Source organism: Anaerocolumna aminovalerica, assembly GCF_900115365.1.
In the GTDB taxonomy this organism is placed as follows: domain Bacteria; phylum Bacillota; class Clostridia; order Lachnospirales; family Lachnospiraceae; genus Anaerocolumna; species Anaerocolumna aminovalerica.
In genome coordinates this window covers 1-12,337 of the sequence record NZ_FOWD01000008.1, presented here as the reverse complement: position 1 = coordinate 12,337, position 12,337 = coordinate 1, and the positions used below count along the sequence as shown (strand labels likewise).

The following is a 12,337-nucleotide window of genomic DNA, read 5'->3' as shown; positions in this document are numbered from 1 at the left end:
AAAGGAGAGATATTATGTTAAAGATGTCTAAAAAAGTGACAGCATTACTTATGGTATTGGTCGTAGCATTCAGTTTCGCTGGATGTGGAAAGAAAGATAATAAAAGTGGAACAGATAATTACAAAATAGGAGTTTTGCTGCCTGGACCTACAGGATATTTCGTAGCAACGAAAGAAGGAATTGACAATGCTGCTAAGGATAATAATGTTAAAATAGAATATGCAGATGCTCAATGGGATTCAAGTAAGCAATTGGCACAAGCGGAAGATTTTATTGTAAAAGGTGTAGATCTTATTGCATTATGTTCAGTAGATTCCGGTGCCGGTGAAAAAATAGTAAAATCAGCAAATAAGGCTAATATTCCGGTTCTGGCGTTTACAAATGCAATTGGTACAAATGAAACTGGTGAATATGAAGGACTAGTATCTTATGTCGGACAAAATGAGGTAAATACCGGTTCCGTTACTGGTGAAGTTGCAAAAGCCTTATTAGGAGAAGCAGGAGGCAAAGCCGTATTAATTGAGGGCGTACCAGGAACCACCCCTCAGATTAACAGAAAAAAAGGCTTAGAAAAAGCGTTAGAAGGAAGCAATATCGAAATTATTTACAATCAGACTTCAAACTGGGAAAAAGAACAAGCGTTAAAGATTGTAGAAGATTTAATACAAAAAAATATGGAATTTAACATTGTAATCTGCCAGGATGATAACTCTGCTACCGGTGCCGGACAAGCTTTAATTGAGGCAGGCCTGAAAGATAAGGTAAAAGTAGTTGGTCTTGGGGGCAGTAAAGATGGTCTGAAAGCAATTAGTGACGGAGTAATTGATGGAACTACTTATATGTCAGCAGTAGAAGAAGGAAAAGTTGCTATTGAAACTGCTGTTAAATATTTAAAAGGTGAAAAAGTAGAGCCGGTAACAGAAATCAAACAAGTTGAAGTGAATAAGGACAATGCAAGTGAATTTAAAGGCGAATGGTAATAGATAACTTTAATTTACGGCATAATATTTATTGAAACAGAAACCATGCATACAAGAATAACTTTCCTGTATGCATGGTTTTATTCTTGACCTTTTCCTTAAAAACGAGTAAAATCGAGTTAATAGGATAAAATTTTATGTTTTCACAAATAATTCCAAGGAGGCAAAGATTAGTGGATGGGAATATATTATCCGGTGGAATTGAAGTTTTACATTCTATAAAAGAAAAAGTTATAGAATTAAATAATAATAGAGAAAAGCGAGAAAACCTCCTTGTGGCAGAAGCAAAGCTGGAAAAAGCAATTCAAAGTAAGGAAAAAGCCTTAGCAGATGAAATTGTTGCCACCACAAAAAAACGAAAAGAAGAGATCGAATCTGCCTTTAACTCACAGATAGATAATGTACGTTCCAGGATGAAAAAAATTCGGGGTAAAAAAGAGAAATCAAAAAGCGCAAAAGTAAAGGAACGTATTGTATTGGAAACTGCTGACTTACGCCAAGAGCAAAAGCAGATGGTAAAGGAAAGCAAAAGTATATTTAGTCAAGATAGAATACCGTTTTTTTGTAATTCCAGATTATTTTATGCATTATATATGCCAAAAGGAATAGGTGATTTCTTTATTATATGCCTGACTCTTTTAATCATTTTGTTAGGAATACCAAGCTTGATTTATTTTGTAATATTACCGGAAGAAAAATTGATGTATCTGCTTATTATATATGTTCTTACGGTGATTCTTTTTGGTGTGCCTTACATGTTGATTGAAAATAATATTAAAGACAAACATATAGAGACCATACGAAAAGTAAGATTAATCCGTAGTGATATATTAGCTAATAAAAAGAAGCAGAATAAAATAAAGAAAAAAATTCTGAAAGATCAGGATGAAAGTCAGTATGGACTGGATAAATTTAATAATGAACTGCAGGAATCAGAAAAGGAAATCAGTTCCATTGCAGAGAAAAAGCAGGAGGCTTTGACTTTATTCGAAAATACAACACGTTTTGTTATCGGTGAAGAGATTAAGTTAAGATACCAGGAAGAAATCAAGACATTGAAACAAGAATACGATAATACCTATAACGAAATCAGAACGTTGGAAGAAAATATTAAGAATTTAACGATGGAGTTGTCCAGTAATTACGAGGTTTATTTGGGAAAAGAATTTATGTCTGTGGAAAGGTTGGACAAACTTGCTGAATTAATGTCAGCCAATAATCTTACTACCATATCAGAAGCCATAACCCTTTATTCTCAAGAACGATAGAATAAGGGTGTCAAAAAGCCTTGATCATTAATTAAATAATAAAAATCAGCCGAGGTTTGGGAACTAACCTCGGCTTACTTTTTAATATTATCAATGGGAATGTTTTTTATTGTCATTACCTTCGATTCAGTTTATAAAAACAATAGTTGATACCTTTACATATATAATCCGCCAGAATCATAACAACATTAAGACGTGTTGTCTGTAGCAGCATATGATCTAACATTCCTGAGAAATTAACGATACCGGTAATAAAGATATCACCAACCGGCGGTAAATTCTTATCAACTCCGGCACCGGGCAGCAGCGGACCTTCTCCCACAGTTATATAGCCGATGTGTGCAGACTTTCCTAAGGAGGCATCAACAGCGATCACTAGAGCATTATGGTGATATTGATTAATATAGTCAATGGTATCGTGCAGATTTTTTGCATGAACAGGTTTTTCTAAAGTTCCGTATAAGATAATATTATGCTGCTGAAGCTTTTCCAATTTATATCCCACTATAGGACCCAGACAATCACCGGTTGCCCGGTCCGAACCGATACATAAGAATACAATCTGTCTTTTTCTATTTATATTTTTCTGTATTAAATCATGCAGCACATTACTAAAGTCATACACAGAATAACGATCTTTTGTATTAAAATAATATAACTTCTTATCAATCTCTAACTCTTTGTTCATTAAGCCCTCCAATAAAACTTGTACTGATACATCCATATTCTGTAATATTCAAAGTATTACCTCTAATATGCAAAATAGTCTGATTTATGATTAGAAAGTTCAAGCCAAAATTCATCAAAAAAAGAAAAGATTCTGTTTATATTTACTGAGAAAGAAAGGAAAAATGGCAGAATCCATAGAACCGGGACGAATTAGCAAATATAAAAATTAAAATATCTGGAAAACATGTATACTGTTTTGACATAATTATTTCTAAGTCTATGTTACGATTACAGATAAAATATGAAAGCTTTGTCTAATCGGTACATAGACAAACTTTTAGTCAAAAGAATTTTAGGTCATAAAGGATTAGGAGGGAAATAGTGAATGGACAATGGACATATTAATACACATAATGGAAAAAAACCGGATGATACTATGTACAGCGGAATCTATAAATTACCTAAAAACATAAGACAGATTGGAAATATTCCAATTCATAATAAAATTATTTATGTAGAAGACTATGTTATGACCTTTATGAAACAAATTAGCCAAAAGGAACCGGCTAATTGTAGTATAGCAGTTTTACTTGGATATTTTGTACGAACGGAAGAAAGAAAGCATATATTTATAAAAGGTGCTGTAGAAATGAAACAGAACGATTTTTACAACGGAATCACTTTTACAGATGAATGCTGGACAAGTATTTATGAGGATATAAAAAAATATTTTATGGATGTTGAAATAGTCGGCTGGGCACTTACTGGTTCCGGTTTCTACTTGGATAGCGAAGAAATGCTACGTAAGGTACATATGGAGAACTTTAATGGACCTGATAAAACGTTATTAAAAATAGATACTTTAGAAAGAGAAGAAGTTTTTTACCTGTTGGAGAATAATCAATTAGTAAAGCAATCTGGTTATTACATATATTATGAAAAAAATGAAGAAATGCAAAACTACATGATAGATGCAAAGAATGTAGTAAGTGAAGAAAGTAATTATGAGGATCATACTACTCAAAGAATCAGAAATGTAATACAAGAAAAAAATGAGCAAAAACAATTAAAGGTAGATGATAAAAGTGTTATCCGGCTATTATATTCTGCCAGCACTCTTCTTGCAGTTATTGTTTTGGTCATAGCAGGAACCATGCTAAATAATTACAAAAAGATGAGAGATATGGAAGAAGCTCTTTATGCTATATCTGAGAATCTGAATCAAAATAAGAGCGGAAATAATAAAGAAAATGTAAAGGGTACAGATTTGGATGAAATAAAGGAAGTATCCAATTTTGGTTCCAAAGAAAAAGAAGAAGAGAAAAAAGGGAATGAGGATGATACCTCAAACATGGGGGAAACAACAAAAGGCAGTACAGAGAAGGAAACTGCCAATACACAAGGCACCAACTCTCAGTCTGATACGGTAGAAGTTGAGACAATACCCGGAGATGTTACAGGTGAGGAGGAACAGAAACAAGAAAATAATATGGAAGAAGAGTCAAAAGGAAAGGATTTAGAAACTCCAAATTCCGAAAAAGAAAATAAAGAACAAAGTAAGAAAGAGCCAACTCCAAAGCCTACTGAAGAACCAACTAAAGAACCAACTCCAAAACCTACCAAGGAAGCGGAAAAAGAAAAACCTGAGGAAAGCAAAGAAACAGCTAAGGAAGTTAGGTATTATGTGGTACAATCAGGAGAGTCTTTGGCAGGTATCTGTTATAAACTTTATAATTCAGCCAATTATATGTCTAAGATAAAAGAATTAAACGGAATAGAAGATGAGAATAAAATATATGCAGGACAAAAATTAATTGTACCATAATTATGTCCATGCACTTTACTGCACAAATTGCCATTAAAGTTCATGCATGGACCCGGGCAAACCTTACTGGCTGTTTTTTTCTTTCACCCTTATTCTCTTTAATAAAAGCAGGTATGATATTTGAAATAATTTGTGTCAGGACGGGAATAACTGTGGCATTGTCATTCTGCCACTGCTTCACGTTTTTGCATAATTTAAAATATCATACCTGTGTTTTTTCTGCCTAGAAAATAAGTACTATTGGGAATTGGAAAAAAGTTAGTGCTATCATTATCAAAATCAGTTATAATTAGACAAGGAACAGAGATATAACCATATTTACCAGTTAACATAAAGTGAATAGGTTTAGGTGATAAAGCCTGAAATATAAGGGTAAGAGGTAGAAGTCATGGCAATTGAGTTAGATAAAAGGCGGTTAAGAAGCTATGAAATAAAAGAGAAAAAGAAAAAGAAGATAAAAGTCTTTGTAGTGATTTTTATAATATTGATAGTCAGCATTGTAGCTGTATTTGCACTAAAATTCATTTTACAAAAGAATTACTCCGGCTACCAGGTAATTAATACGATGAAGAGAGAAGACAGCACTTCAGCTAAGTACATAAGTTACCAGGGGGGAGTATTAAGATACAGCAGAGATGGAGCAATGGCAATGGATGCTGCAGGCAATATGCTTTGGAATGGAACTTATCAAATGAAGAATCCCATTGTAGATATTTCCAGAAAATTCGTAGCTATTGCAGATAGGGGGTATAGAACCGTTGAAATTTTTGATGGGGAAGGCGGCGTAAACACCGTTAAAGTACTAAATCCGATTATAGATGTGAGGATTGCAAATCAGGGAGTAATAGCAGTATTAATGGAGGGGAAAGAAACCAATTACATATATCTTTATGATAAAGAAGGTAATGTGCTGGCAGATAAAAGAACGGTGGCTTCAACCAATGGTTTCCCAATTGATATAGCTTTGTCGGAAGATGGAAGAAAGCTGGTAACCAGTTATGTGGCTATCAATAGCGGAGAAGTCCAGTGTAAATTAACTTTTTATAACTTCGGTAAAGTTGGCGAAAGCTATGTGGATAAAATGACAGGGGCCTTTGACTATGGAAAAACAATTATAGCGAATATAGAGTTTGTGGATAACGATACCATATGTGCATTTGGAGATGATAAGTTCAGCATATATTCTATGAAAGAAATACCTAAATTAGTTCATGAAGAATCAGTATCCTCAGAAATAAAGAGCATACTTTATAGTAGCCAATACATGGGCTTTGTACTTAAGAATCCGGAGGGTGAACAAAAATATAAAGTAGTGCTTTATGATTTTAAAGGAACTAAAGTTTTAGATAAAGATATGAATTATAATTATGAAAACATTTATCTATCCGGTAATCAGATTATTATGTATACCAATCTGGAATGGATTATATGGGAAACCAATGGAAACGAGGTATTAAGATATACCTTTGATAAGAATGTAAATTATATATTGCCGGGTACCGGTGAGCATAAATTCATAATTATTAATGATGAGAATATGGAAGAAGTGCAACTGGCGGAAGAGTAATATAAACCTAATAGCCATATAAAGGGGAGTTCCCGTCATGCTACGGGGACAAGCCTTTTAATCACAAAAGATAAGGAATCAAACAGTATCAGGAGGGCAAATCATGAATTGGCTGGAAATTTTAGTGATAGTAATCATAGCTGGTTATACTCTTAATGGAAGAAGACGTGGATTTATTAAGACTGTATTCACACTATTTTCTACAATTATAGCGTTGCTTTTAACCATGTGGATTAGTCCCATGGTAAATAAAGAAGTTCAGAAGAATGAAAAAATTATGGGCTTTGTAAACAATAAAGTGGAGAAAGTTGTTGATTTTGGAAAATCAAATGATAAGACTTCAGAACAAATGAACTTTATTGACAAACTTTTTCTGCCGGGTCCTATAAAAAATGCATTGAAAGAAAACAATACAGGTGATGTTTATGCGGCTATGGCAGTAAATAGTTTTGAAGAATATATAACTGGGACCATTTCAAGGATAATAATAAATGCAGCTGTATTTATTATAGTTATGCTGCTTGTTATGATAATTTTGGGAATTATAAGCAAAACCTTGGATATAATAAGCAAATTACCCATTATCAATGGATTAAATAAAACGGCTGGCTTATTAGCAGGATTGTTACATGGTATCGTAATAGCCTGGATTGGGTTTATCATACTTACAATGTTTAGCAGTACGAACATAGGTAAAACCATGTTCTTGCTAATCAATGAAAGCAAGTTTTTAACTCTGCTCTACGACAACAATTTACTATTAAGATATATTACAGATATAGGGAAAATACTATTCTAAGGTTTAAGGAAGTTCCAGAAGGAATGAAAGGTTCAGTTTTGGAACTTCCTTTTGAATTCTATGGGTTGATATCCTGAATATTGTATATAATATGATTATTATTATGATAAAACTACCAATATATAAGGAAAAATTAAAAAAACCATATAGGGATGTACCCTGAAGAACAGGTTAATTTTATAGTAATATGAAAAAATAATACTTTTGTTGAAATTTAAAAAAGATAATAGTATACTAGTATATGATATGAACTAAACCAGTGATTTATAAGTATCAGAAAAATATAGACATAGCGCTATTATTAATCTTTACTTAAATATAAAAGAAAAGGAGAAGTAAAAATGAATGAAGTATTACAACAAATTAAAAAAATTGGTATTGTACCAGTTGTAAAATTGGACAGGGCTGAAGATGCAGCACCATTAGCACAAGCATTATGTGATGGAGGACTGCCATGTGCAGAAGTTACATTTAGAACAGATGCAGCTGAAGAAGCAATCCGTATTATGACAACCAAGTTCCCTAACATGTTAGTTGGAGCTGGTACTGTATTAAATACAGAGCAAGTAGACAGAGCAATCAATGCCGGTGCAAAATTTATCGTAAGCCCGGGATTAAATCCTAAAACAGTAAAGTACTGCCAGGAAAAAGGTATTCCAGTTACTCCTGGTACAGCAAATCCAAGTGATGTGGAAACAGCAATTGAACTGGGACTTGATGTTGTTAAGTTTTTCCCTGCTGAAGCAGCAGGCGGTTTGGATATGATTAAATCCATGGCAGGCCCATTTGTTAATATGCAATTTATGCCTACTGGCGGAATTAATGCAAAGAATCTTACAACATATTTAGATTTTAATAAGATTATAGCTTGCGGCGGCAGCTGGATGGTAAAAGATGATTTAATCAAAGCCGGTGAATTTGATAAAATCAGAGATTTAACAAGAGAAGCTGTTAATAATATGTTAGGATTTGAACTTCGCCATGTTGGAATTAATGCAGCTGATGAAAATGAAGCGGATACGGTAGCAAATTCCTTTGAGAAATTATTTGGATTCACAAAGAATGTTGGAAGCAGTTCTATTTTTGCCGGAACCGGAATTGAGGTTATGAAGACTCCTTTCTTAGGAAAAAACGGACACATTGCAGTACAAACAAACTACATTGAAAGAGCAATGTACCATCTTGAACTGCAAGGATATGAGTTCAACATGGATTCTAAAAAATATGATAACAAGGGAAATCTAATAGCCATTTATCTAAAAGAGGAAATTGGTGGTTTTGCTGTTCATTTACTTCAGAAAAAATAATCATCCATCCCAATTCCTTATAGGAGGATATGAGAAAATATGAATGAAAACAAAGAATTTGATGCCCTTGCTTTCGGGGAAATATTATTAAGATTATCTGCTCCTGTCAATGACCGTATATTTTCCGGCAATGTCTTTGAAAAAAGAGCAGGAGGGGCAGAACTAAATGTAGTATCTGGTATATCATTACTAGGATTACGTACAGGAATTATTTCCAAGCTGCCTAAAAATGAATTAGGTACTTATGTGAAAAATAATATTCGCTTCTGTGGAGTAAGCGACGATTGGCTGCTATACGATGAAAGCCCGGAGGCCAGATTAGGTATTTATTTTTATGAGCATGGAGTATATCCCAGAAAACCCACAGTTGTATATGATAGAAAGAATGCATCTATAAATACGATTAATCCGGACGACATACCGGAAGAAATTTATCATACCACCAGATTATTTCATACAAGCGGAATATCTTTGGCGTTATCTGAGAAAACCCGTACAACAGCAACAGAAATGATTAAAAAGTTTAAGGCGGCAGGAGCTACTATATCCTTTGACGTAAATTTTAGAGCAAATCTTTGGACAGAAGCAGAAGCTAAAATGTATATCGAAAATATTCTTCCTTATGTTGATATTTTATTTGTATCAGAAGAAACATCCCGCCGTACCTTTGGTAAGACAGGGGAATTAACGGATATTCTTAAAGAATTTGCAAAGGAGTATGACATAAAGATTTTAGCTTCCACAGAACGTAAAATCATAAGCCCTAAAAAACACACCTTTGGTTCCACTATATACAATGCAGAAGAAGACAAAATATATAAAGAAGAACCATATGAGAATATTGAAGTAGTAGATCGGATAGGAAGTGGTGATGCTTATGTATCCGGTGTTCTTTATGGATTATTGGCATATAACGATTGTCAAAAAGCATTAGAATATGGTAATGCCTGCAGTTCTGTTAAGAATACTATATTAGGTGATCTTCCTTCCTCAGATAAGAAGGAAATTGACCGTATCATCGAAGCACACCATAGTAAAGGAATTCAAAGCGAGATGAATCGCTAGATTATTCATAAGAATCAGAATTTAAAATTATTAATATAATTTATATTTGTAGTAAAATTATGTTAATTAAATAAAAAACATAATCATATTTCATACAATAAAAAACTCACATTGGGTGTAATACACCAAAAGCAAGGAACGTTACAAAATCGGACAGGATAATATTTTGTAGCGTTCCTTGTTTTTATGCTTTTGCAAAGAATTACCACAAGCTAAATAATCTGTAAGAGTATTCACCTTGTACATAAAAATTAAAAAGTATAGATTATTATGTATTTAAAAATTAACGGATTATTATATTTAACATGCCTTATTATTTTATAAAGTTATTATGAAAACACCCTTTTGTTTAAAGTATATAAAAAAATAATATGTATTGTGAAAAATATGTGGTTTATGTATAATATAAATAAAGACAAGTTTCCATAATAATCTAGTTTATTTTAATGAAAGGTAAAAGATAATTATGATTACACAAATTTATTCAATTCAAACCGCAAAAGAAGCAATTGACTGTATTCATGCAGGAGCTGACAGAATCGGACTCCTTGTAGGACCAAAGGACGGACCTTTTCCATGTGCAATCAGTGAAGAAACAGCTTTGGAAATTTTCTACGCAATAGGAGATAAAGCAGTAAAAGTATTAATTTCAGTTCAGGATAATGAAGAAGACATTATAGCCCAGACTAAGAAGCTGCAACCGGATGTATTGCATTTGTGTGCAAACTTTGAAGGTAATCCGGAGTTTCGCAAAAGATTATATGAATGTTTGCCCCAAGTTAAGTTAATGGAAGCAGTTGGTGTTACCGGTGAAGAATCTATTAATGATGCAATAAAAAAATCGGAATATGCGGATCTGCTGATTCTTGACAGTGTGTCTACTACAGTGCCGGGGGTTGGTGCTGCTGGAGTGACCCATGATTGGAGCATAGACCGGGAAATTGTTAACCGTGTTCCGATACCGGTTATTTTGGCAGGAGGACTTGGACCAGACAATGTAGAAGAAGCAATTCGTGCCGTAAACCCATTTGGTGTTGATTCTCTGACTAAGACCAGTGTGAAAGAAAACGGAAAGTTATTACATAAAGATATTGAACTGGTACGTCAATTTTGTGAGAGGGCAAAACATGTGGCCCAAAATTAATAGTAAAGAGTATGATATTATTTGTGTTGGTGATTTATGTGCTGACTTAATTATTCCATATGGCCAGGCGAAAAGTGCAATAGACAATATAAAGCATGATCCCACAAACATTAATGAGCAAAAGGTTTCTTTTCGCAGCGGAGGCAGTGTGGGAAACACCGCCAAAGTTCTTGGCAAGCTAAAACAGAATCCTATTTTTATTACTAATGTAGGTAATGACCGGGTGGGGCAGTTCCTAAAACAAGAAATGGAAAATAATAATGTAAACATGCATTTTTCAATAACTACAGACAGTGGCTCTATTGTTTGTATAGCAGTACTGGATCACAGTGGTGATAGGACAATGTTTACATGGATACCGCCTTGGTCAGCATTAGATCATTATACCTCTGACAGCTTTCCGAAAGAACTTTATAAAAAGCCTGCTATTGTCTTTTCAAGTGGCATGTCATTAACTAATAATATAGAAAGCGGAAATGCGTTATTGGATTTTTTTAAAGGGATGAAAGAGAATCAATCAATTTTGGTGTTTGATCTTAATATAAGGGCGGAATCCTATGGATATCAGACTGGACGCCGTCAATTATTTGAACAGGTTCTGGAATATACGGATATCATATTAGGTTCTGGCATTGAAGAATTCGGACAGATAACCGGAAAAATCAATATGAAAGAGGCAGTGGAGTCAATGGCAGGCAAGGACCGCTGTATCATAGCACGGGATGGTGGAAATCCTGTATTAGTACAAGAGGGATATACGCAGACTACCGTGGAAACAGAACCTGTTACTCCGGTTAATACAGTCGGCGCCGGAGATACCTTTGACGCGGCATTTTTAATGGCATTGCGTGAAGGACATAATATAAGGGATTGCGTGGCATTTGCTAATAGGATTGCCGGATATATGATTAGTAGAGAAGAACATTTGGCTATACCTGATAATATTCATGATATGGTACCAACAGAGTAAAGGATTTGCAAGGTTACTTGAAATTCTGTATAGAGTGCCAATGGATGTTTTTATAATGTGAAAAGAATAATAAAGAGTTATGTGGGCGAACCTGTAGCCTGGAATATCAATTAATATGATTTATGTCCATAATTATTATAAAAGTAACTAGCTATAATACAAAACAATTTGGCTGCAAATACGGCGTTCAATCATAGCAGGCAGGAATACACCCTGTACACTGTCTTTTATTTGTTGTGGCAGGGTGTTTTTATGTGGAATAATAGGAAGCAAATGATAAGGATATTACGATATGTAAAGTGGATAAATATGGCTTGAAAAAAAGATTAAAAAAAGTGTTGACATAATGTTTGGATGATGATATAATTCTCTTTGCTGACGCGGTAACGGCGGTAAGCAAAAAGGAATGAACATTGATAACTGAACAGTGAAACAACCCTGAAAATTCTAATAAAATTTTCATATTATAGAAAAGCATTGAATTTGATTCAATGACTGATTTATAACGAACCGTATCTATTTATTATAGGTACAACCTTAAAAACAGTAATGAATTAATAATTCATTGGATTTAACGTTTGTTTTAATTCTTAAAACAAGCCAATGTTAATTCTGAACGATTAAACTTTAATAAATTAAAGAAAAACATTTTAATTTGAGAGTTTGATCCTGGCTCAGGATGAACGCTGGCGGCGTGCTTAACACATGCAAGTCGAACGGAGTTAATAAGTGGAAGTCTTCGG

General features: G+C 33.8%; 10 protein-coding genes and 1 rRNA gene. 10 read left to right on the top strand and 1 reads right to left on the bottom strand.

Annotated elements, in window-relative coordinates; all coding sequences use genetic code 11:
- The first annotated feature begins 14 nt into the window (after positions 1-14).
- Both BM183_RS06200 and BM183_RS06195 read left to right on the top strand, forming a co-directional pair.
- On the top strand, positions 15-980 hold the full coding sequence (locus BM183_RS06200) for a sugar ABC transporter substrate-binding protein (RefSeq protein ID WP_242960882.1): 966 nt from the start codon (positions 15-17) through the stop codon (positions 978-980).
- Between the two features lie 173 nt (positions 981-1,153).
- Positions 1,154-2,248, top strand: coding sequence for a hypothetical protein (locus BM183_RS06195; protein WP_091685340.1), 1,095 nt, complete (start codon positions 1,154-1,156; stop codon positions 2,246-2,248).
- Between the two features lie 115 nt (positions 2,249-2,363).
- Here the strand turns inward: BM183_RS06195 and yyaC are convergent, their stop codons facing one another.
- Positions 2,364-2,936: a spore protease YyaC gene (yyaC, locus tag BM183_RS06190; RefSeq protein WP_091685338.1), complete on the bottom strand. Its 573-nt coding sequence runs from the start codon at positions 2,934-2,936 to the stop codon at positions 2,364-2,366.
- Between the two features lie 366 nt (positions 2,937-3,302).
- On the opposite strand from yyaC, the gene BM183_RS06185 reads away from it, so the two are divergent.
- The 8 genes from BM183_RS06185 to BM183_RS06150 all read left to right on the top strand — a co-directional run.
- Positions 3,303-4,742: a LysM peptidoglycan-binding domain-containing protein gene (locus BM183_RS06185; RefSeq protein ID WP_091685336.1), complete on the top strand. Its 1,440-nt coding sequence runs from the start codon at positions 3,303-3,305 to the stop codon at positions 4,740-4,742.
- 388 nt (positions 4,743-5,130) lie between these two features.
- Positions 5,131-6,309: a DUF5711 family protein gene (locus tag BM183_RS06180; protein ID WP_091685334.1), complete on the top strand. Its 1,179-nt coding sequence runs from the start codon at positions 5,131-5,133 to the stop codon at positions 6,307-6,309.
- A 103-nt stretch (positions 6,310-6,412) separates the two neighbouring features.
- Entirely contained in the window at positions 6,413-7,108 is a 696-nt protein-coding gene (locus BM183_RS06175) for a CvpA family protein (protein WP_091685332.1), read from the top strand.
- Between the two features lie 341 nt (positions 7,109-7,449).
- A complete protein-coding gene (locus BM183_RS06170) occupies positions 7,450-8,415 on the top strand; it encodes a bifunctional 4-hydroxy-2-oxoglutarate aldolase/2-dehydro-3-deoxy-phosphogluconate aldolase (protein ID WP_091685330.1) in 966 nt (321 codons plus the stop codon).
- Positions 8,416-8,454: 39 nt separating this feature from the next.
- Complete coding sequence (locus BM183_RS06165; RefSeq protein ID WP_091685329.1) at positions 8,455-9,480, top strand: sugar kinase; 1,026 nt, start codon at positions 8,455-8,457, stop codon at positions 9,478-9,480.
- Positions 9,481-9,946: 466 nt separating this feature from the next.
- Positions 9,947-10,624, top strand: coding sequence for a phosphoribosylanthranilate isomerase (locus tag BM183_RS06160; protein ID WP_091685327.1), 678 nt, complete (start codon positions 9,947-9,949; stop codon positions 10,622-10,624).
- Entirely contained in the window at positions 10,608-11,594 is a 987-nt protein-coding gene (locus BM183_RS06155; protein WP_091685325.1) for a carbohydrate kinase family protein, read from the top strand. Before BM183_RS06160 ends, BM183_RS06155 begins: the two co-directional genes overlap by 17 nt.
- A gap of 651 nt (positions 11,595-12,245) precedes the next feature.
- A 16S ribosomal RNA gene (locus BM183_RS06150) occupies positions 12,246-12,337 on the top strand; the annotation flags it as partial.

What these genes read in the sequence shown, in the direction of transcription:
- BM183_RS06170 (WP_091685330.1), top strand. Translation starts at nt 7,450, where the DNA reads ATGAATGAAGTATTACAACAAATTAAAAAAATTGGTATTGTACCAGTT.
- BM183_RS06155 (WP_091685325.1), top strand. Translation starts at nt 10,608, where the DNA reads ATGTGGCCCAAAATTAATAGTAAAGAGTATGATATTATTTGTGTTGGT.
- BM183_RS06175 (WP_091685332.1), top strand. Translation starts at nt 6,413, where the DNA reads ATGAATTGGCTGGAAATTTTAGTGATAGTAATCATAGCTGGTTATACT.
- BM183_RS06200 (WP_242960882.1), top strand. Translation starts at nt 15, where the DNA reads ATGTTAAAGATGTCTAAAAAAGTGACAGCATTACTTATGGTATTGGTC.
- BM183_RS06185 (WP_091685336.1), top strand. Translation starts at nt 3,303, where the DNA reads ATGGACAATGGACATATTAATACACATAATGGAAAAAAACCGGATGAT.
- BM183_RS06160 (WP_091685327.1), top strand. Translation starts at nt 9,947, where the DNA reads ATGATTACACAAATTTATTCAATTCAAACCGCAAAAGAAGCAATTGAC.
- yyaC (WP_091685338.1), bottom strand. Translation starts at nt 2,936, where the DNA reads ATGAACAAAGAGTTAGAGATTGATAAGAAGTTATATTATTTTAATACA.
- BM183_RS06165 (WP_091685329.1), top strand. Translation starts at nt 8,455, where the DNA reads ATGAATGAAAACAAAGAATTTGATGCCCTTGCTTTCGGGGAAATATTA.
- BM183_RS06180 (WP_091685334.1), top strand. Translation starts at nt 5,131, where the DNA reads ATGGCAATTGAGTTAGATAAAAGGCGGTTAAGAAGCTATGAAATAAAA.